Below are 21,506 nucleotides of genomic sequence, written 5' to 3' on the forward strand. Positions count from 1 at the left end.
CCTTGTTTCAGACGTTATCCCAGCCGGAAAGTATTTCGATCAGTTCAGACAGCGAATAACGCACCGCTTTTTCCACCACATCCTGACATTCCCCGGAGAACAGCACGGTGCGGGTTTCCGTCTGCCCGCAAATATTCCAGCCGAAGCAGACCGTACCGGCTGCGGTGCCATCGTCTCCGCCTTCCGGCCCCGCATAGCCGCTGATGGCAACGCCGATATCCGCCTCGGCAATATCGCGAATTTTCGCAGCCATCTCGGTCACCGTCTGCTCGCTGACGGCGGTGAACCGTTCAATCGTGTCGTGGTTAACGCCCAGGATCCGCTCCTTCGCTTCGTCGCTGAATACCACCATGCCCACGTCATAAAACTCTGCGGTGTTTTCTTCTGCACAGAGCGCCACCGCCAGATTACCGCCGGTACAGGACTCCGCCGTGGTCATACGCAGCCCTCTGTCTGTGAGCGTTGTGGCGAGCTTTTTCGTCAGCTCGCTGATGGTCGTGTTGTTATCGTGAATAAGGTTGCTCATGGATGTGCCCCTTAATTAATTTTCTTCAGGAATAATAGAAATATGGCCGTTACGCTCAAGGATTGCGTACTTAATATCTTTTAATTCCGTTATGCCGTGATTCTGGCGTGCTGAAACCAATATATCATCGCAGGATACATCGACTTTTCTCAGTTTATCCGCGATGGGAACACCATTCTCTACCAATATTACCGGCGTGCCATCGAGAACATTCTCAACGGAGGAAGAATATTTTTTCATCAGTCCAAAAATAATATCCACCACTACCAGCGTTGTTATTGTAATCATCGCCCCGGTAACGGAAAAATCTTCGCCCAGTAGCGCCTGCTGTGTCGCCTCACTGATAATTAAGAGCAAAATAAGGTCAAAGCTGGTCATTTGCAGCAGGGCGCGCCGCCCGGCGACTTTAAACACGATCACCAGAAACAGGTATATTGCCAGGGCACGAAAAACCATGTCCATATTCGACTCCTAGGGGTAAATAAACTGCCAGAAGCGGATATCTGGCTCGTTGTTTACGCGGATGCTGTTTGTCCATTTCCCTGCTTTTGTCGGCGTGATGAACAGCAAGACGGTGAACTTATCGCTCTGTTTTAAGTTATCGTAGACAAGAAACAGGGTATTCCCACGGCTATACATGCTGTCCGGCTGCGGCCAGACGCTGCCTGGCTCATACACGTCGCTGCTTTCGCTGGTCAGGCTGAGGGTGTATTTGCCCTCAGCTTTTACCGGGAAGGTGAGCGCCATCCGCGATTCGGTTTGGCGGCGGCCGAAGCGCTCATAGCTCAGATTCAGGGATTTTGCTTCGTTTGTTTTCTCCACGTCGCTGAGCGCACCGCTGGAAAACAGGCCGGCGATCGCGGCCACGATAATAGCTAACAGGACAATAAAACCAACCTGACGAAATGCATACTCAAACGTCAGTAAACGATTACTCTCTTTTATCCCGGGCACTTTTTCATTTTCAGGTTCCATGGCTTTCGTCACCGTTTCGCTTAATTGCCGAAATTTATGATTTTTCTACGCAAATGCTTTTAAGACTTATCACATTTGCCACATAAAGGAATAGCAACAATACTTAATAAGTCAAGACATGCAAAATGAAGGATATCAGATGAAATTATCAGCCATTACAGCTTTGTTAATATTAATTATCCCTTCTGCATGGGCAGATAATAACGGCGGGTTACAAAAGGGTGAAGCGCCCCCACCACCGCATGCGCTGGACAGCGGTTATCGTGGTACTGATGATGCGCGCATTATGACGATAACTCAGGCGAAAGAGATGCATGACGGCGCCTCTATTTCACTGCGCGGCAACCTTATTGACGGGAAGGACGATAAATACGTATTCCAGGATAAAACCGGGAAAATAGATGTTGTTATTCCGAAAGCCGTATTTGATGACAGAACCGTGGAGCCTGACAACATGATCAGTATTAGCGGCTCGCTCGATAAAAAATCATCACCGCCCGTCGTGCGGGTCAGCCACCTGCAAAAATAATTCAGCGAAGCGTTAACGCTGTACCTATCCATCAAATCTCACCCCTAACAAGGAGTTAGCTATGAGTGATAATGAACAACGTACGAACGCTTACCCAACGCCCCCTTTCCCGGAACAGCCCCAGACGCCACCGGGCCTGGCCTCTGAAATGGACCCTGTTCCCGATCACGGCGAGACAAGCTACAAAGGGCATGGCCGGCTTACCGGTAAAAAAGCGCTTATCACCGGGGGCGACTCCGGCATCGGGCGCGCGGTAGCCATTGCTTATGCCCGCGAAGGGGCAGACGTGGCGATCAACTACCTGCCGGAAGAGGAAGAAGACGCAGCCGAGGTCATTGCCCTGATTAAAGCCGAAGGGCGCAACGCCGTCGCACTGCCGGGCGACGTACGGGACGAAACCTTCTGTCAGAACCTCGTGGAGCAGGCCGTCAGCAAGCTGGGCGGGCTGGATATCCTGGTGAATAACGCTGGCCGCCAGCAGTACCGCGAGTCGCTCGAAGAGCTGACCACGGAAGATTTTGACGCGACCTTCAAAACCAACGTTTACGCGCCTTTCTGGATCACTAAAGCGGCGCTACGCCACCTGAAAGCCCCCGCGTCCATTATCAACACCTCATCCGTACAGGCGGTAAAACCGAGCGCCGTACTGCTTGACTATGCGCAGACCAAAGCCTGTCTCGCGGTGTTCACCAAAGCGCTGGCGAAGCAACTGGGGCCGAAAGGGATACGCGTTAACGCGGTAGCACCAGGACCTTACTGGACCGTGCTCCAGCCCAGCGGCGGTCAGCCGCAGGAAAAAGTGAAACACTTTGGTGAGAGCACCCCGCTGGGGCGTCCGGGTCAGCCCGTCGAAATCGCGCCGCTGTACGTCACGCTTGCCTCGGATGAGTGTTCATACACATCCGGCCAGGTATGGTGTTCAGACGGCGGGGATGGCGTCATTTAACGATCAAGGCGAAGCCGCCACGCGGCAAATTATTGCATGCGAATGCTAAAAGGCTGCGAAAGCAGCCTTTTTTACGTTCAAGGGGTAACGAGAGTAAACCAGAAACGGAAGCTTTCCATGCAGCGCAGCATGTCATCCACCTTTGCGGCATTGCCGACGATCGTCACCTCACCTGCCTGTTGCGCCTTTTTCAGCGTGGTTTCTTTAAGGATGATTTTGTTCAGCGTTTCCCGGCTGAGCGTTATGGTCGCATCCGGATCTTCTGCCTGAGCGTTGGCGCTATGGTTTAGCACGCCATTTTCCAGCTCCAGCTTATACCTGCCGCCCTCACGGCCTAAATCAACGTTAAAAATGCCGCTGATATTCGCTGCCCTGACGCCGTTAAGGTGAACGCCGAAATAATCGAAAATCATCTCCGTCGACATGGCGCGGACCGCATCCGGACTGGCGGTTTTGGGCGTCGGCATTTTCTTCACGCCGTGGCGCAGCTCCTGCGCGCCGGTGAGGTAGGCGTTACGCCACGGCCCTGACTCGGCCTGGTATCCCAGCTGTTCAAGCGCGTCGGCTTCCAGTTCGCGCGCCGCTTTATTATTGGGATCGGCGAAGACGACTTTACTGACCACCTGTGCCACCCAGCGGTAATTCCCCCTGGCGTAATCAATACGGGCTTTTTCAAGGATCGCGCTGGCTCCCCCCATGTAATCGACATACTTTTTCGCCGCCTCGACCGGCGGCAGTTCATCGAGCGTCGCCGGATTGCCGTCGAACCAGCCAAGATAGTAGACAAAGGTGGCTTTGACATTGTTGCTTACCGAGCCGTAGTAGCCGCGGCCTGCCCAGGATTTTGCCAGCCCGTAAGGCAGGGCGAAATTAGCGGCTATTTCATCCCGCGTCAGCCCTTTATTCGCCAGCCTTAGCGTCTGGTCGTTAATATAGCGGTAGATATCACGCTGGCTCTTCATCAGCTTCACCACTTTTTTGTTACCCCACGTGGGCCAGTGGTGCTGCGCGATGATGATTTCCGCTTTATCACCCCAACGATCGATGGCGTTATTGATGTACTTTGACCATGCCAGCGGATCGTGTATTTTCGCCCCGCGCAGCGAGTAAGTATTGTGCAACGTGTGGGTGACGTTCTCCGCGGCTTCAATCAGCTTTTTCTCTTCTATATACCAGAGCATTTCCGCAGGCGCTTCCGAGCCCGGGGCCAGCATAAAGTCATAGGTGAGACCGTCGATAACCTCTTTCTGCCCGTCTTCGACAATAGTGCGAGTGGGCGCGATGAGCGTCACCGTGCCTGCTGAGGTGGTATTCCCCAGACCCGCCCCCACCTGCCCCTTCACGCCGGGCTTCAGCAGGTTTCCATGGATATAGCTGGCACGCCGGCTCATGGCATTTCCGGCCATGATATTTTCCGATACCGCCTCTTCCATAAAACCGGCTGGGGCATAGACTTTCACCTTGCCGGACGTCACCTCGGCTTCATTCACTATGCCACGCACGCCGCCATAGTGATCGACGTGGCTATGGGTATAAATAACGGCAACAACCGGACGTTTGCCGCGATTATTGGCGTAAAGATCCATGCCCGCTTTGGCAGTTTCAGCAGACACCAGCGGATCGATAACCGTGATCCCCTCTTTACCCTCTACGATCGTCATATTCGACAGATCGAGGTTGCGGATCTGGTAGACGCCTTCTGTGACCTCAAACAGACCACCGATATTATTCAGCTGCGCCTGACGCCACAGGCTCGGGTTGACGGTATCAGGTGCTTTTTGCCCTTCTTTGATAAAAGCATATTGCCGGGGATTCCAGATAACGGCGCCTTTTTCATCTTTAATCACCGCAGGCGACAGCGGGGCGATAAAGCCTTTATGCGCATTGCGGAAATCGGTTTTATTAAAGAAGGGCAACTGACCATAAAGTGCATCATTCATTTCCTTCGTACGGGCAGTTGCCTCCTTTACGTCCTTCTGTGCCAGGACAGGCAATGAGATCAACGAGGCCAGGAGCAGACCAGCAACGGCCATCGCACTAACGAGAGTTTTAAATTTCATACTTCCTCGAGGAGACATATTCACGCTGGCGGTACAGGGGGGAAAGGAGGCTATCACCGGACTTTTCTTTTACCTAAGAAAATAACGTTTATAAATAAACAAGGTTAACCTTTCGTCGCTGCGGTCTTCAGGGATAATGCTGAGTCCCATTATTTTTCCGGAGTGATTCGATGAAGAGCCTGCCGTTCTTTTTCGCTGTCTTAAGCCTGAGCACATTAACAGCATGTCGTCCTTCCCCACCCGATAACGTTGAAAAGATTAATCATCTGCAAATTCCGCTGGTATTGCCGGGAGAGAAACCGCCGCAGGCACAGATTTCTCATATCGCGTCTCTTTATCAGGAAAATAAACAGCAGATTGATAACTTAACGCGCAGCGTAAAATCGCAGTATCTTCAGGGCACAACCGCAAAAGAAATTTTTGTTTCTGACAGTGCGGTTCAACGCGTCTATGCCTCGTTGACCAAACTGGAACAATTAGATATGGTTAATCAGCAGTACCTGAAAGATAAAAACTTAACGGGCCTGCAAAATATTCACCTCATTCTTGAACCGTTATTATCCAGCTGAATGCAAAAAACCCGGCTACACGGTAGCCGGGTTTTTATTATGAGTAATGTCACGGGCATCAGTCGTACTGACCGAAGCGATAGCTAAGCCCTGCGGTGACGGAACTCAGGTCGCTGCTCACACCGATCTGGTTAACATTTCCCACGTTGCTTACCCACTGGTACTCCAGACGACCCGCCCAGTTTTTGTTGAAGGCGTATTCAGTACCTACGGCTGCAAGCGGGCGCACGCCGGTTTCAAAGCGATTGTGACCACTTACATCGGATTCAGCGCGATAGCCCATCGCACCGGCACGGCCATAAATATCCCAGTCATTGGTCAGGGCGTAACTCGCCTTCAGAGACATTTGCAGGCCCTGAGTCTTCATTTGCGCTCCTGCGCTATGTTGACCCTTGATCTGCATATTTCCTAAATAGTCATAACCGCCTTCTACCGCAAGCCATGGGGTAATCTGATAACCCGTATAAACACCTCCGCCGACATTATCATGGTCAAAATTGAAGTGGTCGGAATTATTGTCATCAAATGCTTTTGAACCCGTACTGGTATCAAAATAGTGAGACCAGCCGAATTTCGCTCCGCCGTACCAGGTACCCGCATCCGCGGCGGCTAACGCTGAAGTGGCGGTAAACGCATTTACCATAATCAATGCGATAACTGTCTTTTTCATAAATATACCGTTTACGTGATAAAATAAAATTTAGAAAGCAAACGATATAGAAAATGAACAGCCTCGTTAATTCTATTTCTGTTTAATTTTAAACTTTCGCTAGAATGATTCAGGTAAATGCCTGACTTCCAGCAGATATCCACCGCGCTTGAAGGAGATATATTCTCCCTGCTTAAGGGCGGATAATACATTGAGTATACTGCTGCGAGAGAGCAGCGTTCGATCCTGAATATATTCCAGAATCGTGGTTCGTAAACGCGTCTCTTCAGGTAATAAAATCATTTCCTGAAGGTGGTTACGAATAACCGAATAGGTACGCTGCTGTAGTACCTGCGCATCACGGAATATCAAATAGGCCGTGTGGTATGAGAGCAGCGCCGCAACATCCTCCCAGACGCCCTCGGCACGAAACAACGCTGCCGCTTTGTCCGCATCGAGACGTAAAATGGTCGACGTCCTCTCGGCCCGCAGAAAATGCCCCTGGGTAGGCTGGATCATCTCTGCGATACCAAACAAATGCGGCTCGTAAACGGTTACTACCACCAGTCCATCCGAGGCCCGCAGCAGGGACAACTCTCCTTCCAGAAAGAGATACATCTGCTGCTTCCCTTTCCGTAACCACGTGAGTCGCTTGCGCGGGACAACCTGCACTTTCTCCGCTATCGGCTCAAGGATAGCGGTCAGTCGTTCGATGGATTTTTCGGGTCGAACAGGCGGTAAAATATGCATGATACAACCTTCTGACATTGAATATCTGCGAGTATAGACCATATATTTTAAGCGGTTAGCCGATCAAAACTGATAGCTGTAGTTGACACTGGCAAACCAGAGATAAGGATGGTCGTAACTTCCGGCAAACGCCGTCGGCGATTTCACATGCGAGGACTGCATATGAAGATACGAAACGGCAATACCCATATTGCTGGCCGGGGTGATCTGATACTGGGCTCCCGTGCCAAATCGCCACTCATCGCCGGTAGGTAAGGTTAAGGCCACATCACTCTGGCTTTCATACGGCGAGCTGTCGAACGCCACGCCGGCATTCAGTCGCCACTGAGGCGTTGGACGATACTGCACGCCCACCGCGCCATGCCACGTGTCCTTGAGGCGGCTGACGTTGTTCAGCTGCCGTTCCCCGACAACAATTTGCGGCGCGCCGAACCGGCTCCAGTCCTGCCAGCCGAGATCGCCCATAACCGACCACCGCGGGTTTATATCATGCACCAGGCTGAGCATGATTTGCTGCGGCGCGCTGATTTGCGCCGACACCGGCAGGTCGTAGGTGCCGTTCTGTAGACGCGCTTTGCCGTCAATATTGAAGCTGTAGTCCGTTTCGCTGTTCCAGGTCATACCGGCTCGCGTCTGGTCAGTCAGCTGCATCAGCAGCCCAAGCCGATAGCTTATGGCCAGGTCTTCATCGCGTTGCCGGTAGTCATCATCGTTAACGTTGCGGGTCAGCGAGAAGTAACCATAGTTAACGTTGGCAGACGCACCAATCGTGAGACGGTCGTTAAGCTTATAGGCCAGCGAGGGGCTGAGCGTCATGGCCACCATGGTGCTCTTTTTGATGAGCCTGTCGCCCGACCAGCTGCCGTAATCGATCCCCAGGCCGTAATTACCGTAAAGCCCGACCCCGGCATAGAGATTATCGGTCACCTTCTGGCTATAAAAGGCGCTGGCATTTGGGATGGTTTTCATCACGTCGCCGGGGCTTTGATCGTTATCGTTATCCAGCTGGTTATCGATGGAGCCGTCCATCACCTGTAACCCACCGGTGACCATATGATCCGGTAACCGCGCCATGCCGGCAGGGTTGGTCATAATTGTCGAGGCATCCTGCGCACGAGCGGCCTGCCCTGCGCCGGCAAGCGCGGTATCTTCGGTGCCTGCTTCATAAAAATAGAGGGCGCTGGCATGGGCACTGGAGGCGGCTAATACGCCAGCGCACAGGAGGAGTCGTGTATTCATCTGCGATCCGGGAAATAAAAAATTTGCCGACAGATATAACAGGGGCGCCTGATGACGTAAAAAGGAAGAGGGTTTAATTTTAAATTATGCGCGTGCGTATTTATATTTATGACACTCCAGCGACAGCCGGAACAAAGGCACCGCTATTTTGCCTGCACCTGGAGAAGAATGTCTTACCATGCCGTTTGTACTCGTTCGGCTTAAGACAAGCGTTACTCACTACTGGGATCGCTCTTATCCTCTCGCATGGATTCGATAAACTCCCGTTGCTCCGGTGTGAGTTCAAGCTCATCCAGCAGGCGATCTAACTCTTCTTCAGGCGATTCCTTTTGATTCTTTCTCTTCCCGCTAGCCATACTCACCCTTGAGTTATTAGGATTAATCTCAGGGTATCCAGGGTACAGGAAATGTGCAACTCAGCGCGTTACGCCATGGGTACTACAAGCGAGCAATACAAAGCCACCGAAAGCAAGTAAACACGGAGGTTAAGGAAACTTGCAGAAAACAACACCAACCCAAACGAAATTTTTAGGTTGGTGGTGTGTTGTTTTAATACTAAGTGGCTTACCAGCGCAGTTCTGAGGTAGGAAGAAACACAACAGAAGAAACCATATCTGCCGTATCATAGTTAACCTGCATACTCATCGGAACAGATCGTCCACTAACTGTGAAAATATCTGTCCAGCCAAAAGCTCTTTTCATGATGACCTCAGGGGGAGAACTTCGCTCCGGCTTCCCCAGAGTTTCATGTGTCCAGCTCCGCGACATAGTAATTTCAAGGGGAGAAGGTAATTCATTAGGAAAGATCCATCCCTTAATATTATCATGTTGAATACTGAGGATAATCGACCATAACAGACGCCCCTCTCTTTTGAACGTGAGGTGAACACCCTCTCTTGCCATATCCAGTGTTAAATCAGGATCTCCAGGATAACCCGTTGGTTTCGTTTTATAAGGTATTAACCCTTCATCAAACAATTCTTGATAGCTCTTTCCTATTGCGTCAATTAAAGCGTTAACGTTCACCGTCATTTATATAGCCCTATTTCATTGTTCAGCCTATGCATTTTCACCCTTGCCGCTTCTATCTGAGATTCGGTTGCCCCATGTTCTTTTAATGCTGGTTTAACGGCATCCAGATTGCGATCCGCAGCTGCACGCAGATTCTGAGAATCCTGCTCAATTTGTGCTGGTTTATTACGTCCACCGTATGTCTCACTTAATTGTTGATGCACTTCTTTGGGAACAACAATCGCAGCGACATCTTCTGCCATTAGATCTAACTGTTTAGTGTCGAGCTTCGGATATTTTTGCCTCAAGTAGGCGCGAGCAGCCGCAGCCGATGGCATATGGTCAGCCTCATACATTCCCTGCCGCGAACGGCGTTTAAAGTCACTGTACAACTCGACCTCCAGAAACTCCACCGGCGGTTTGCTCAGGTAGATATAAATTGGCGGCAGGTCAGGGAACGGCAGGACCAGAATGTAATCCGCGAAACTCTTTTCCTCCGGTGCCGGGCCGGTGGTCGCCGTTATGCCGGTGTTATCCGGCAGCGGGTCAACAACAACCGGGTTCGGCAGCACCGGCCGCGCCTGGTTGCCGGTATTCCACGGTTTTTCCTCACCCGTTCTGTCAGGCGTCCACACGATGGTGATGCGTGGTTCTTCCTCGGTGGTGAAGGTGTAAGCCTGCTGTCTGCTGTCATACTCCATTTTTCTGACGCGCACACTGTCCCGGCCAGGCGGTGTATGCCAGCCATGCGGCACCGGGTTCCCCCCGCTGTCGTTCTCCCACGTATAGCGAACACGGCTCGGGGCTTCGTTCATCTGCTCCAGGCGCATACGGTCAATAAAATCCTGTTCGCCGTCATTCAGCCTGCCGGGCATCATCCCCACCAGCAGCCCGGCCACGGGTGCACCGGGTCCGGCAACAGTACCCCGCACCGCCCAGGTGCCGTAGGTCAGCGCCCTGCCGCTTATCAGCTCCAGCAGGCTTGCGCCTGCCGTAGCCGTCTGCGCGCGTGTAGCCGCAGCTGCGGCAGCAACGGCGGCCTGATAATCCATTTCCTCATGGTTGCCGTTCCACCAGCGATAAAGGGCGCTGCGCTTTTTCGGTCTGGGGATATCGTCTGGCTTTTTCTTTTTTGCGGTCTGGGCGTGCTGCGGGGTGTCTGAATCGGTTGCCGGGTCGCTGGCGGGCATGGCCTGAAAAAAAGCCATATCAGCAAAATTGGTGTGGGGCTCGCGCTGGTCACCGGCATTATTACAACCCTCACCGCGCAGGCAGGATTTTGCAAATACCCGGTTGCGCTCCCTTTCCTCCTCCCTGCGTTTTTCTTCGGCTTCCTTTTCTGCTGCCAGCTTTGCAGTGTGCTTTTCCCTGGCAACCTCAACCGGGTCCCGACCACGGCCCAGCCACTGGCCCGCAGGTGCAATCACCCGGTTCGAACCCGGTGGGCAATCACAATGTACTTTTGAACCGTGAACGGCGGCGGGTACTCCGTGAAATGTCACGCGTTCTTCACCTGATACAATGACGCCCTGTTTCCCGCATCTGGGACAGGGCGTGGTTTTATCACCTACCCTGAGTATCCTGCGCCCAAATTCAGTGCTGTCCGTGATGGAGGCTATACACCTGGCGCCGGTGGTGGTCCTGTCATTCTCAAGCGCCTGTCCCCGGCCAAAGTTATCGGTACGGTATCCCATACGTTACGCTCCGGTGACTGTCAGCAAATCCGCCCCTCGCACAATCCCTTCACGCGCGGCCAGATAAATGTGGCCTTGCGGCGTGCTGATAATTTCGTCACCGTTATCGAATATGCTACCTACCAGTACAACGCCAGCCCCCTTATACATGCTGGCCTTTCCTTCACTGGTGGCTGTGCTGCCGTCAGGGTAGGTAAAACTATCTCCGTCAGGGTCAATGCTGGCGCAGCGGCCATTATCCAATCGTAGCTTTGATTCAAGCTCAACCGGGGCAACGTTTCCCCCGAGCCGGGTCATGCTTCCTTCTGTGGCTATGCGCCAGATGGCATTCACCGGGTGCCAGCCTTCCGGTTCCCTGCCCTTCGCGATTATCGTAAGTGCCTCATCTTCCATTGCGGCAATGTCTTTCGCTGCAAATGGCGATGCTTCCAGCTGATTTTTTATTTCTGGCGTTAATTCACTGTTACATTGCTGATCCATATAAATTCCCTTTATTCTCAGTCCATTTAAAAAAATAATTTTACTACGAATTCGAATTAACTATTTTTATTCAGCACTTTTGGTTCATATTCAATATAAAAATATAAAACAGGGAATAATAATTAACATGAATTTTAAGTATTTACCTCAGAAAACTCCATAATTTATATCGTTATTACCACGCCACAAAAAACGCCCCTGATAAAAAGGGACTAACTTAAATTAAAGCATTTCTGAATGTCCGGTCGCTGATAGTCTGTTACCATCGCTAAGCATATATGGATTCTCGCGCGGCGTAGCGTGCCTGATTTCAAGGTCAGGGATTGACAGGGTGTAAAGTATCAAAGAATGGTGAACCAGCTATATACATTGCCATATACAATATACGGTATATATAAAGCGATGTATAATTTTAAAACATTGAATCAGCTTGAGATGCTTATGATTAGTGGGTTTTGTAGGGGTTAAGAGAACTTGAAAAAGGTTTGTTTGGAGCGGGCGAAGGGAGCCGAGGACAACTAGCTAACTTCTTGTTTCTTAAAGACTGATGAATCCAGTGGTTACAGTGATGGTTACACATGGAGAGGCTGAAGGTCAAGACTTGAAGGAGGTAATGTTCCCACAAAAGGAATAGAACACAGTCACTGACTACCCGCGCCCTTTGGTCAGACTGAGGGTCGGGCTACGGGGTAAATCGTCAGGCTTATTGTATTAGATAGGGTCTCACATTTTTCAGTCAAAACTCATCAGTATCAGACTTTAGGCCAGACCATCAGCACGACTACCAGAGCCAGCTTCAGCAGGAAGACCACGAGATAGACTTTGTGTAGGTCCATTTGGTCCTCCTCCTAATAATTGAAATGTAATAACATAACACCAAATAAAGGCCAGACACCTAGTTAGGGGAAGTCTGACCAATAGTCGTTACTGTTAGTTGGCTTCTTTAGTGAAGCTCAGGCGTTTGACTACAGGCAGGACGGCAGTAGCCGAGCCAGTCCCCATCTTGATGGTCGTAGCAGCCTCAGCGACCACGAATACCTTACCGAGAATCTCAAGGTCATGGGACTGAGAGTCGCCATCACGGGACAAGACCACAGTAATGTTCTCGCCATCGTGACGGAAGCAACCGAAGCTCAGAGCCGTGAAGCGCTTAGCCATCATGAAGACGCCTCGGTCCTCACCGTTGTAATAGGCGATGTCTGTCCCCAGCATATCGACAATAGCGTCTTCACCGCCGAAGCCCTGCTTAGCAGCCAGACGGGAGAGAGCCTTGAGGTGTGACTCATGGGCGATGATACCGTAATCAGTAACCTCAGAACCGAAGGAAGACTCGGTGTTCTCGTACAGAGCGTCCATGATAGTGTCTGCCTTAGCGGTCAGGCTACCAGTCAGGACCGGAAGCTCTACGGTCTTCAGCAGCTTGGATGACTCCAGAACGTCGACCATCTTAGAGTTAACGGTACGGACCACATTATCGCAGATGTTCAGAGCATCCTGCTGTAGCGTCCCCTGAGTGAAACCAGTGGAAGACTTAGTGTCCCATAGCTTGGTCTGGTGGGACACGAGGATAGCCTGTGCAATCGGTTCGACCACAATCTCCTGACCGGACGGAACGGTAACGACTTCAGGTCGCTTACCACCACGGACAGGAACGACCACAGAGCGGTCAGCCAGAGTGTGAGCAATGATTGGCGTCGGTAAGCTGTTACGGGTCGGCAGGACTTCTACAGGGAACGGAATGTTTTCCTGAGCGTCTTTAAGTACACCGTTCAGCATAGCCTTAACCGTCTTAGCTAACTGGAGGGCATAGACCTGCGGGTCGGCGTTAGTCGGCAGACCTTCATTGACCTGAATGTTGTCGGTGTCGGTGATGCGTACTGGCTCAATGCCGAACTGGAAAGCGTCTTTAATCGTCATAATAATCAATCTCCTAAATTAGTTTAAATACTGTGAGTCCTCAAAACTGAGGAGTCCCTAACATCGGGTCAGGGACTGTGTGTTTTACAGGCTGTCCATCCAGTTACCGCCTGACTCAAGGTCAGCGACAATAGCGGCATGGGAGCGACCAGCGGAATGGGTAGCACTGCGGAGGTTCTCACCATAGGTCCGGCGTTCAGCTTTGACCTGTTCGCGGCGCTGTAACTCTTTCTGCCATTCGTCTTCGGTCATGAACATTTCGCGGGTTCGCTCTTTTTGAGACGCCAGCTCTTTAGCGATACGCTCAGCCTCGACACGTTTATTCATCTGGCGGCGTTGGTAGGCGGTCATCAGGTCATTACTGAAGAAGTTACCAATGGTCACGCCAGCTTCAGCCAGAGCTTCCAGTAACTCCATTGCCTCGCGGCTGGTAGACGGCAGGCCTGACAGGTAGCCCGGAATGAGGGTCTTGATAGCGAGGGACAGCGGATAGGACTGACCGTCCAGACTCACAGTATTCCCGTAGAGATTGATGTCGGTGACTGACAATTTCCAGTCTTGGTTATTGAATAACATAGTAATTACTCCTCTTGAGAGTTGAGACTATCGGTCGATCACAGGCGTGTTTGGTCCTGCGGCGTCTCCCCGCATCGGTCATCTCAAAAGGTTTAAATTAGGTATTGAGTAGGTGAGCTACTAACGGTGTGCTGGCGCTATCTTGCTAGCTGACGACAGTTTCATAGCGACCAGTTGGGCTATTAGCTCGTCTCGTGATTGGTGCTGGCGGGTCTCATCTTCCGGGTCTAGACCAAGCTCCTTCAGGATGACTTCAGTCCGATAACCACGGTAACGGAGAGTCATGCGACCCTCAGGTGTGCGCGGGTCAATCATCTTAGAGTCCCTCCAGCTTGCCGGATTGGGCCTGCTTCAGGAGGTGCTCTTGCTTCTGCTGGTCGGTGCCAGTGAAGGCAATAAGGATGCCTCGCAGTTTATCGACTATCGCAGGCTTACCGAAGACCTCCAATCCCTTAGCGTTGAAGCGAAAGTTATAACCACCCGCTGAGAACTTCTGGTCTGACGGCTTAATGATACGAAAGCAGTCGGAATACTTCGGATTTACAGACCACTCGTTACTGATAGGGTTCTTACGAAAGAGGCCACGATGCTGAAGAAGTGCGGACATTAGCTTCTGAGCGGGTAGACCATAGGTTTTGCAGTAGTCGCCCCAAGTCACGCCTCGACGGTTAGCGGACTGAATGGCTGCTCGCTTCTTCTGGTCTTCCAGTTGAAGGACTCGACGCTCTAACGTCTGAATATGGTCGTAACACTTGGCGCGGAGGTGAACGGAATAGCCAGCGACCAGAATAAAAGTATGCTTACGGTCGAGACGATACAACGGCTGCTGTTTCCCCTGCGCGTTTAGATAGACATCTTCAGTCACCCCGATATGACTGCTCAGTTTTGAGCACTGCTCAGTTTTGAGCGCGTTAAGCTCCTCAGCCATATTGCGAATATCACGCAGGACATTTCGGTGCTCCTTGCCTGTCAGCTCAGCAATTTCAACTGAGGTCATGGACACAAGCTGGTCGAGGTTAATGATGCTGATTTCTTGTTGAGACATTTACGTGTACTCCTTTTGTTTGCACCCTGAAGTCGCACCCCACTGACCTACTCAAGCCCCCACGTAAAGGGAGACCAGCAGGCAACAGGACGCAAACAGAATGACTTGAGGTAATTGTGATATGGTCTGCGATGACCAATAGTGATAAAGGTGCAAGACAGCATGTCCGACGTCCAGATGGTGAGCGGTGATAGACCCAAGTCAAAAGTAGTGAGTAGACGAGCTACTAACTGAAGACACGAGAACGCTAACGAGCTGGAGGTCTGACAGAGGCTGTCTTGCTAGCCTTGGTATGGAGAAAGACTTAATGCCGGGGGAGCTTCCGCATAACTTGACGCATCAAGACCAGAGGCGGAATGTTGGTCCCTATAGTGATAGCTAAGGGTCCATTCCCTATAGTGAGGGTATAAGATTTGCTACCTGATAAGGCCATAATCTGACCTCCAGTTAGACCCGAAGCATGGAGACCACATCATAGCGACCATAGTTTACTTCGGGCTGACAGGACTGGAGGCTGGACTTGAAGTTCTTCTTATTGGAATTGTGATAACACAATCCATAACAAGATAAACTCATGGTCTCCTCCAGCCTGCTGGTCAGGACTCAAAGTCCAACCTCAGACACCACTACTGGTCTAACCTCTTTGAGTTTCCGCCTGTCCACAAATGGATGGCAGACCTCAGCAATGATGTCTTGGTTCTTCACAATCTCGTACACCGATGGTCTCATAGACGGAAGCTCCGCTGAGGTCTGATGTTCTCCGCCTGTCAAAGGAGAGAGATTGCTACGTTAAAAAAAGAATGGTCTCAGGCCAAGGTGATTTAACACCAGGCGTCTGCGGATGGTTTCCAATCGGTCCGCTACCGGAAGCCTGAGACTAAATGAATGCGTGTATGGGTCGTGACTGCTATTAAGGTGGGGACTTAGGGTCTCTCCCTATAGTGAGGGTATATTCAATCTGACCTACAGCTTTACTCGTTAGCTGCCTGCTGCTGTTCCCTCGCCTTCCTGTCCCGGTCCTCAATGCCCTTGAGCGCCCTTTCCGGCATACTGTTAAACATGGCTTCGACTTCTTTCGGTCTGGTAATCTGCTCAGTGACAATAATGTTCAGCAGCTTAAAAAGACCATGCGCTAACTGAGGGTCGTCATCAATATTAATTTCACCCGGATGGACCGCCTGATTGCCAACGATACGACAAATATCAGCAGCTCGCTGGACCAATGGAGACAATCCTTTGGCTACAAGCGACTTAATGTCCGTGTCGATATGCTTCCCCGGCTCTCCGAGGTGGACCATCAGCTTTTGAAGGCTCAAACGCAGGAGTGCGGCAGCGCCTTTAGGTGACAGATTAATGATGCTTCTGGCTTCCATGTAGTCGGACTTGCAGTCTTCTGGCATGTCAGGATTAGGCGGTTCTACATTGCCAGTAGAAGGAATAATTAGATTTTCATTGTGCCAATAAGCGTTACTTTTACAGTGCTGGCAAATTGAGACGGACAATACAGTGTCGCCCCAATCACTGGAGTAAGCATAAAGTCGATACTTTAATTCTCTCCATTCTTGATGCGAATAAACACCACACAATGGACAGTTAAAATTGTCTTTACCATATTGAGCCGGATAATACTCAGCCATTTACTCCAGTCTCCTTATAAACACCAGCCATCACATTAACCAATCTATCTACCTCGACCTCTTTCGCGTAACGGTCGTAAGTTATAGACCCTGAGCTATGGCCCATAATCGCCTGAGCATACGCTAACTCGACCCCATGTTGTTTTAACTGGGTCGCAACAGTATGTCTAAACGAATGAAACGCTAAGCCGCTACGGTCAGCGAGGACTTTAGGTAGCAACGTTCGGTTAAACCATTTGCTCACCTGCTCACCGTAGCCGTTCTTCATCAGCTTGAGGCCATCGAATACCATAGCATTATCACCCTCAGTCTTTCTACGGTCTTCTACGAGTGACATAAAGTCAGCCAATACAAAACCATAAGCGCCATCGACCAGCGGGACACAGCGGTCACTATGGGCGTTCTTGATGCTCTTACCCGGTAGGCTGCTATCGTCTTCATTGATATGGATATATACGGTCCCGACCTCAGTAGCCCTGACGTCTTTGACCTGAAGCTGGGCAACCTCGTTAAGTCTGGCACCTGTAATCGCAGCCAGAGCGGTGACGTAATAATGGTATGGCTTACCTGCGGTCTTCTGAGAGTACGCTTTAGCGGCGACCAATAGTTGCCCTACCTGCTCAGGACTGAACGCATCACGAGCGTCTGAGGCTTTACGCTGCGGGACCTTCAGTTCAAGACCTTCTGTAAGGTTCTTAGCTATCAGGTCGTTGCGTACCGCCCACTTAAACACAGCAGCCATCTTGATAAGATATTTATTGTTGATGGTAACGACATCCAGACAGTCAGTCTTAGACTCCCGGTTCAGCAGGTCAGACAGCGGCATAGACTTAAAGCGTTGCTTGCGGTTCTTCGGTAACAGTTGGAGGACTTCACGGACCCTAAGCATATCTGAACGGGTCGCCTTGCCGACATCCTGAATATCCAGATAGTCGAATATCTCGATTAACGTAGAGTGAGACGCTCGGTTCTCGCTTAGGGTCGCGGGCTTCCAGTTCTGGGCGTTCTCCTGCTCGTACTGCTCAATGAGAGACGCGAGGGTCAGAGCTTTAGGTTCAGGGACTTCAGGTTCTGCCAATACAGATAGGGAGACGGACGGTCTAGGACTGCCAGTCTCAGGCTCAAGGTAAGACAACAGGCCAGAGCTATCACCCTTGAGTCTATCCTGACAGGCCTTAAGCACACCGATAACGTCATTGATATAGCGATGTTGGTCTACAGTCAGACGCTCAGTCGCTACAGCTTCCCGAAGGTTGGACTTAATGTCATCGTACTTGTCAACATAAAGCTGGTAGGACTCCGGGTCGTTCAGGTCATCACGGCTGACACTAAGTTCCCACTCGACAATGGTCTTCAGGTGCTCCCTTAGCTCCTCATAAGAGGCGTTAGGGTTGTCTGCATGGATTGCTTTAAGTGCTGACTTGATGTGCCGTGAGTGAGCCATAGCGGTACGTCGATCCTTGGTCCGTAGTGATACTGACGCTAGTTTATAACGGTTGTGAGAAGGAAGCGAAGCGGTCAGGCGACCAGTGGTCTTCATCCTAAGACGGATGTAAAAGACACCGTTACGCTGATAAAGGTAGGTTCTTGAGTTGAGCATGTACTGAGACCTTAGGTCTGCTCACTACTTCAACAAAGTTAGTCACAGTGTTGGTTACAGTGAGTAAAACTATCGGAAGGCGTTAAGCCATATCCCTTAGGATTCAGTAATTTATTGAACTTTAAGAATGGTCATGGAGCGGGCGAAGGGAATCGAACCCTCGTATAGAGCTTGGGAAGCTCTCGTTCTACCATTGAACTACGCCCGCTTTGAGGTGCGTAAGGCATTATAGACCTTACGCTTCTGCATACAAGCCTCTTCACAGCTAACTGGCGATAATCTAATCACTTAGCACTTCGGTTTGCTACCCTGCGCCGGAAGATAACGCTGCGGATCGATGGCCGTGGCCTTATAGCGGATCTGGAAGTGCAGCTTCACCGTATCCGTCCCGGTACTGCCCATGGTCGCAATCTTCTGCCCCGCCTTTACGTTCTGACCGTTGTTGACCAGCATCGTGTCGTTATGCGCATAGGCCGTAATGTAGTCCTCACCATGCTTAATCATGATCAGGTTGCCATAACCGCGCAGCTGATTACCGACATACACCACCTTCCCGGCTCCCGACGCGTAAACCGGCGTGCCGCGCGCGGCTGCGATATCAATGCCTTTGTTGCCCCCTTCCGAGAGCGAGTACGGCGCCACCACTTTTCCGCTGGCAGGCCAGATCCAGCAACGCTGACCGACCGGCGGCCAGGAGGATTTTGGTACCTGGTAGGATGGTGTGACTTTGGCCGTTTTGCGCGTTGAGGATTTTTTCCCTGAGGAGGAACCGCCGTTAACCTTGAGCTTCTGCCCTATCTCAATGGTATACGGTGGAGAGATGTTATTCAGGCGCGCCAGCTCCTTCACGCTGGTCCCCGTGGCACGTGAGATGCGGTAGAGCGTGTCTCCGCGCTTAACGGTATAGACGGCACCGGAATAACTGCCCATATCCGACGATTTACTCCCCGAGCATCCCGCTACAAGTAGCGTCAGCGTCAGGAAGAAAACGGCAATGATCGGGTTTCTCGTCAGGCTTCCTGCAAACAAAACAGCTCCTCGGTCAGCGTGAATGGCGCACTATGATAGCAGCCCAAACTGATGCCGGTCATGCCCTTTTCCGCTCTGTGGGCCAAACCGTTCGCATAAGAATGCAGTATAATAATTCTGCTGATGGTGCTGAACCATTTGGCATTTTGGCACTGGAGCATCAATGAGTATTCAAGAACACGTTATTTTGGTAAATGACCAGGGAAAGGTGATTGGCACTCAGGAGAAGTACGCCGCGCACACGACACACACCCCGCTACACCTGGCTTTCTCTTCGTGGCTGTTTAACGCTAACGGAGAATGTCTGATTACCCGGCGCGCCTTAAGTAAAAAAGCCTGGCCTGGCGTGTGGACGAACTCCGTTTGCGGTCATCCACAGACCGATGAAGCGACGGAGCAGGCGATTATCCGCCGCTGCCGCTTTGAAATCGGCGCCGAAATCACCGACATCACTCCCGTTGCCCCGGCGTTCCGCTATCGCGAAGCCGACCCGTCCGGGATCGTTGAAAATGAGATTTGCCCGGTCTACGCGGCCCGCGTCACGAATACCCTCGCAATCAATAGCGACGAAGTGATGGAGTACCGGTGGGTGGAGCTGGACGCGCTATTTCGCGCGCTGGACGCCACGCCGTGGGCGTTCAGTCCGTGGATGGTGCTGGAAGCGACGGCCGCGCGCGAAGAACTCAGCGCCTTCGCCGCGCAATAAAAAAGCCCCGGCGAAATACGCGCGGGGCTTTTTTTACATCTTAACGGCTTATTTCACCGGACGCATCGCCGGGAACAGGATCACGTCGCGGATGGTGTGGCTGTTGGTGAACAGCATAACCATACGGTCGATACCAATACCCAGGCCAGCCGTCGGCGGCAGGCCGTGTTCCAGCGCGGTTACGTAGTCTTCGTCGAAGAACATCGCTTCGTCGTCGCCTGCCGCTTTCGCATTAACCTGATCCTGGAAGCGCTGCGCCTGATCTTCTGCATCGTTCAGCTCGCTGAAACCGTTGCCGATTTCGCGGCCACCGATGAAGAATTCGAAGCGGTCAGTAATTTCCGGGTTCTCGTCATTACGACGCGCCAGCGGAGACACTTCCGCCGGGTATTCGGTGATGAAGGTCGGCTGAATCAGGTGCGCTTCTGCCACTTCTTCGAAGATCTCGGTCACGATACGGCCCAGACCCCAGCTCTTCTCCACCTTGATACCGATGCTTTCGGCGATCGCTTTCGCAGAGTCAAAGTTATCCAGATCCGCCATCTCGGTTTCCGGACGGTATTTCTTGATCGCTTCGCGCATGGTCAGTTTTTCGAATGGCTTGCCGAAGTCGAACACTTCTTCACCGTAAGGCACTTCGGTGGTGCCCAGAATATCCTGCGCCAGGGTGCGGAACAGGGATTCGGTCAGCTCGATCAGATCTTTGTAATCCGCATACGCCATGTAGAGTTCCATCATGGTGAACTCTGGGTTATGGCGCACAGAGATGCCTTCGTTACGGAAGTTACGGTTGATCTCAAACACGCGGTCGAAACCACCTACCACCAGACGCTTCAGGTACAGTTCCGGCGCGATACGCAGGTACATGTCGAGATCCAGGGCGTTGTGATGGGTGATGAACGGACGGGCAGATGCGCCGCCAGGGATCACCTGCATCATCGGGGTTTCCACTTCCATAAAGTCGCGGTTAACCATGAACTGGCGAATACCGGCCATGATCTGGGAGCGAATTTTGAAGGTCTTACGGGATTCATCGTTAGAGATGAGGTCCAGGTAGCGCTGACGATAGCGCGCTTCCTGATCCTGCAAACCGTGGAACTTGTCCGGCAGCGGGCGCAGGGCTTTGGTCAGCAGACGTAGCTCGGTGCAGTGGATAGACAGTTCACCGGTCTTGGTTTTGAACAGTTTACCTTTTGCGCCCAGGATATCGCCCAGGTCCCACTTCTTGAACTGCTCGTTGTAGATGCCTTCCGGCAGGTCGTCACGGGAGACGTACAGCTGAATGCGGCCGCCAACGTCCTGTAAGGTCACGAAGGACGCCTTACCCATGATACGACGGGTCATCATACGGCCAGCCACGGACACTTCAACGTTCAGCGCTTCAAGCTCTTCGTTCTCTTTACCGTCGAAGTCAGCGTGCAGTTGGTCTGAGGTGTGGTCACGACGAAAATCGTTCGGGAACGGCACGCCCTGCTCGCGCAGCGCTGCCAGCTTCTCGCGGCGGGTTTTCAGTTCGTTGTTAAGATCGACTACCGCGTCAGCGCCCTGTGCTTGTTGTTCAGACATGT

Annotated in this window: 21 protein-coding genes and 1 tRNA gene; 4 read left to right on the top strand and 18 right to left on the bottom strand. The window is 51.7% G+C overall.

Features of this window, described 5'->3' with window-relative positions:
• Window positions 1-7: 7 nt before the first annotated feature.
• The 3 genes from IM300_RS01755 to IM300_RS01765 are packed head-to-tail and all read right to left on the bottom strand — an operon-like array spanning window position 8 to window position 1,501.
• Window positions 8-526, bottom strand: a complete 519-nt coding sequence (locus IM300_RS01755) for a 2-oxo-tetronate isomerase (RefSeq protein ID WP_063451970.1) — start codon at window positions 524-526, stop codon at window positions 8-10.
• Between the two features lie 15 nt (window positions 527-541).
• Window positions 542-988: a DUF421 domain-containing protein gene (locus tag IM300_RS01760; protein ID WP_112791665.1), complete on the bottom strand. Its 447-nt coding sequence runs from the start codon at window positions 986-988 to the stop codon at window positions 542-544.
• A gap of 9 nt (window positions 989-997) precedes the next feature.
• Window positions 998-1,501 carry a hypothetical protein gene (locus IM300_RS01765; protein ID WP_193033174.1) on the bottom strand — a complete coding sequence of 168 codons (504 nt, stop codon included), beginning with the start codon at window positions 1,499-1,501 and terminating at the stop codon, window positions 998-1,000.
• A gap of 139 nt (window positions 1,502-1,640) precedes the next feature.
• Here IM300_RS01765 and IM300_RS01770 point away from each other — a divergent pair, with 139 nt between their 5' ends.
• Window positions 1,641-2,030, top strand: coding sequence for a YdeI family stress tolerance OB fold protein (locus tag IM300_RS01770; RefSeq protein ID WP_063869470.1), 390 nt, complete (start codon window positions 1,641-1,643; stop codon window positions 2,028-2,030).
• A 61-nt stretch (window positions 2,031-2,091) separates the two neighbouring features.
• On the top strand, window positions 2,092-2,976 hold the full coding sequence (locus IM300_RS01775; protein WP_063869213.1) for an SDR family oxidoreductase: 885 nt from the start codon (window positions 2,092-2,094) through the stop codon (window positions 2,974-2,976).
• Window positions 2,977-3,053: 77 nt separating this feature from the next.
• Here the strand turns inward: IM300_RS01775 and IM300_RS01780 are convergent, their stop codons facing one another.
• Window positions 3,054-5,036, bottom strand: coding sequence for an alkyl/aryl-sulfatase (locus IM300_RS01780; protein ID WP_193035000.1), 1,983 nt, complete (start codon window positions 5,034-5,036; stop codon window positions 3,054-3,056).
• Window positions 5,037-5,206: 170 nt separating this feature from the next.
• On the opposite strand from IM300_RS01780, the gene IM300_RS01785 reads away from it, so the two are divergent.
• Complete coding sequence (locus IM300_RS01785; RefSeq protein WP_193035002.1) at window positions 5,207-5,605, top strand: hypothetical protein; 399 nt, start codon at window positions 5,207-5,209, stop codon at window positions 5,603-5,605.
• Window positions 5,606-5,663: 58 nt separating this feature from the next.
• On the opposite strand, the gene IM300_RS01790 is transcribed toward IM300_RS01785, so the two are convergent.
• From IM300_RS01790 to actS, 13 genes are all read right to left on the bottom strand, one after another.
• Window positions 5,664-6,275: an outer membrane beta-barrel protein gene (locus tag IM300_RS01790; protein WP_193035004.1), complete on the bottom strand. Its 612-nt coding sequence runs from the start codon at window positions 6,273-6,275 to the stop codon at window positions 5,664-5,666.
• A gap of 99 nt (window positions 6,276-6,374) precedes the next feature.
• Window positions 6,375-7,004, bottom strand: a complete 630-nt coding sequence (locus tag IM300_RS01795) for a winged helix-turn-helix transcriptional regulator (protein WP_063451976.1) — start codon at window positions 7,002-7,004, stop codon at window positions 6,375-6,377.
• 63 nt (window positions 7,005-7,067) lie between these two features.
• Window positions 7,068-8,243: an OmpP1/FadL family transporter gene (locus tag IM300_RS01800; RefSeq protein WP_193035006.1), complete on the bottom strand. Its 1,176-nt coding sequence runs from the start codon at window positions 8,241-8,243 to the stop codon at window positions 7,068-7,070.
• A gap of 564 nt (window positions 8,244-8,807) precedes the next feature.
• Window positions 8,808-9,275 carry a DUF6392 family protein gene (locus IM300_RS01810; protein WP_193035008.1) on the bottom strand — a complete coding sequence of 156 codons (468 nt, stop codon included), beginning with the start codon at window positions 9,273-9,275 and terminating at the stop codon, window positions 8,808-8,810.
• The gene (locus IM300_RS01815; protein WP_193035010.1) at window positions 9,272-10,948 is read right to left on the bottom strand and encodes an S-type pyocin domain-containing protein; all 1,677 of its coding nucleotides are present in this window, start codon (window positions 10,946-10,948) and stop codon (window positions 9,272-9,274) included. The genes IM300_RS01810 and IM300_RS01815 overlap by 4 nt, the downstream gene beginning before the upstream one ends.
• A gap of 3 nt (window positions 10,949-10,951) precedes the next feature.
• Complete coding sequence (locus IM300_RS01820) at window positions 10,952-11,428, bottom strand: hypothetical protein (protein ID WP_193035012.1); 477 nt, start codon at window positions 11,426-11,428, stop codon at window positions 10,952-10,954.
• Between the two features lie 930 nt (window positions 11,429-12,358).
• Window positions 12,359-13,348, bottom strand: a complete 990-nt coding sequence (locus IM300_RS01825; protein WP_193035103.1) for a hypothetical protein — start codon at window positions 13,346-13,348, stop codon at window positions 12,359-12,361.
• A gap of 81 nt (window positions 13,349-13,429) precedes the next feature.
• Window positions 13,430-13,921, bottom strand: coding sequence for a hypothetical protein (locus IM300_RS01830; protein WP_193035014.1), 492 nt, complete (start codon window positions 13,919-13,921; stop codon window positions 13,430-13,432).
• Between the two features lie 316 nt (window positions 13,922-14,237).
• Window positions 14,238-14,966, bottom strand: coding sequence for a Rha family transcriptional regulator (locus tag IM300_RS01835; protein ID WP_193035016.1), 729 nt, complete (start codon window positions 14,964-14,966; stop codon window positions 14,238-14,240).
• 971 nt (window positions 14,967-15,937) lie between these two features.
• On the bottom strand, window positions 15,938-16,603 hold the full coding sequence (locus IM300_RS01840; protein WP_050191907.1) for a DUF4145 domain-containing protein: 666 nt from the start codon (window positions 16,601-16,603) through the stop codon (window positions 15,938-15,940).
• Window positions 16,596-18,203, bottom strand: a complete 1,608-nt coding sequence (locus tag IM300_RS01845; protein ID WP_193035018.1) for a site-specific integrase — start codon at window positions 18,201-18,203, stop codon at window positions 16,596-16,598. The genes IM300_RS01840 and IM300_RS01845 overlap by 8 nt, the downstream gene beginning before the upstream one ends.
• 134 nt (window positions 18,204-18,337) lie before the next feature.
• A tRNA-Gly gene (locus tag IM300_RS01850) sits at window positions 18,338-18,411 on the bottom strand.
• 80 nt (window positions 18,412-18,491) lie between these two features.
• Window positions 18,492-19,232, bottom strand: a complete 741-nt coding sequence (gene actS, locus IM300_RS01855) for an amidase activator ActS (RefSeq protein WP_193035020.1) — start codon at window positions 19,230-19,232, stop codon at window positions 18,492-18,494.
• Between the two features lie 163 nt (window positions 19,233-19,395).
• On the opposite strand from actS, the gene idi reads away from it, so the two are divergent.
• Window positions 19,396-19,938, top strand: a complete 543-nt coding sequence (gene idi / locus IM300_RS01860; RefSeq protein ID WP_107533680.1) for an isopentenyl-diphosphate Delta-isomerase — start codon at window positions 19,396-19,398, stop codon at window positions 19,936-19,938.
• Between the two features lie 48 nt (window positions 19,939-19,986).
• Here the strand turns inward: idi and lysS are convergent, their stop codons facing one another.
• Window positions 19,987-21,504, bottom strand: a complete 1,518-nt coding sequence (gene lysS / locus IM300_RS01865) for a lysine--tRNA ligase (RefSeq protein WP_006811868.1) — start codon at window positions 21,502-21,504, stop codon at window positions 19,987-19,989.
• Between the last annotated feature and the right edge of the window lie 2 nt (window positions 21,505-21,506).

The sequence above is a fragment of the Enterobacter cloacae complex sp. I2 genome, assembly GCF_014896205.1.
Taxonomy (GTDB): domain Bacteria; phylum Pseudomonadota; class Gammaproteobacteria; order Enterobacterales; family Enterobacteriaceae; genus Enterobacter; species Enterobacter quasihormaechei.

Excerpts from the sequence above, each read along its gene's own strand:
- IM300_RS01755 (WP_063451970.1), bottom strand. The coding sequence starts at position 526 with ATGAGCAACCTTATTCACGATAACAACACGACCATCAGCGAGCTGACG.
- IM300_RS01760 (WP_112791665.1), bottom strand. The coding sequence starts at position 988 with ATGGACATGGTTTTTCGTGCCCTGGCAATATACCTGTTTCTGGTGATC.
- IM300_RS01765 (WP_193033174.1), bottom strand. The coding sequence starts at position 1,501 with ATGGAACCTGAAAATGAAAAAGTGCCCGGGATAAAAGAGAGTAATCGT.
- IM300_RS01770 (WP_063869470.1), top strand. The coding sequence starts at position 1,641 with ATGAAATTATCAGCCATTACAGCTTTGTTAATATTAATTATCCCTTCT.
- IM300_RS01775 (WP_063869213.1), top strand. The coding sequence starts at position 2,092 with ATGAGTGATAATGAACAACGTACGAACGCTTACCCAACGCCCCCTTTC.
- IM300_RS01780 (WP_193035000.1), bottom strand. The coding sequence starts at position 5,036 with ATGAAATTTAAAACTCTCGTTAGTGCGATGGCCGTTGCTGGTCTGCTC.
- IM300_RS01785 (WP_193035002.1), top strand. The coding sequence starts at position 5,207 with ATGAAGAGCCTGCCGTTCTTTTTCGCTGTCTTAAGCCTGAGCACATTA.
- IM300_RS01790 (WP_193035004.1), bottom strand. The coding sequence starts at position 6,275 with ATGAAAAAGACAGTTATCGCATTGATTATGGTAAATGCGTTTACCGCC.
- IM300_RS01795 (WP_063451976.1), bottom strand. The coding sequence starts at position 7,004 with ATGCATATTTTACCGCCTGTTCGACCCGAAAAATCCATCGAACGACTG.
- IM300_RS01800 (WP_193035006.1), bottom strand. The coding sequence starts at position 8,243 with ATGAATACACGACTCCTCCTGTGCGCTGGCGTATTAGCCGCCTCCAGT.
- IM300_RS01810 (WP_193035008.1), bottom strand. The coding sequence starts at position 9,275 with ATGACGGTGAACGTTAACGCTTTAATTGACGCAATAGGAAAGAGCTAT.
- IM300_RS01815 (WP_193035010.1), bottom strand. The coding sequence starts at position 10,948 with ATGGGATACCGTACCGATAACTTTGGCCGGGGACAGGCGCTTGAGAAT.
- IM300_RS01820 (WP_193035012.1), bottom strand. The coding sequence starts at position 11,428 with ATGGATCAGCAATGTAACAGTGAATTAACGCCAGAAATAAAAAATCAG.
- IM300_RS01830 (WP_193035014.1), bottom strand. The coding sequence starts at position 13,921 with ATGTTATTCAATAACCAAGACTGGAAATTGTCAGTCACCGACATCAAT.
- IM300_RS01835 (WP_193035016.1), bottom strand. The coding sequence starts at position 14,966 with ATGTCTCAACAAGAAATCAGCATCATTAACCTCGACCAGCTTGTGTCC.
- IM300_RS01840 (WP_050191907.1), bottom strand. The coding sequence starts at position 16,603 with ATGGCTGAGTATTATCCGGCTCAATATGGTAAAGACAATTTTAACTGT.
- IM300_RS01845 (WP_193035018.1), bottom strand. The coding sequence starts at position 18,203 with ATGCTCAACTCAAGAACCTACCTTTATCAGCGTAACGGTGTCTTTTAC.
- idi (WP_107533680.1), top strand. The coding sequence starts at position 19,396 with ATGAGTATTCAAGAACACGTTATTTTGGTAAATGACCAGGGAAAGGTG.
- lysS (WP_006811868.1), bottom strand. The coding sequence starts at position 21,504 with ATGTCTGAACAACAAGCACAGGGCGCTGACGCGGTAGTCGATCTTAAC.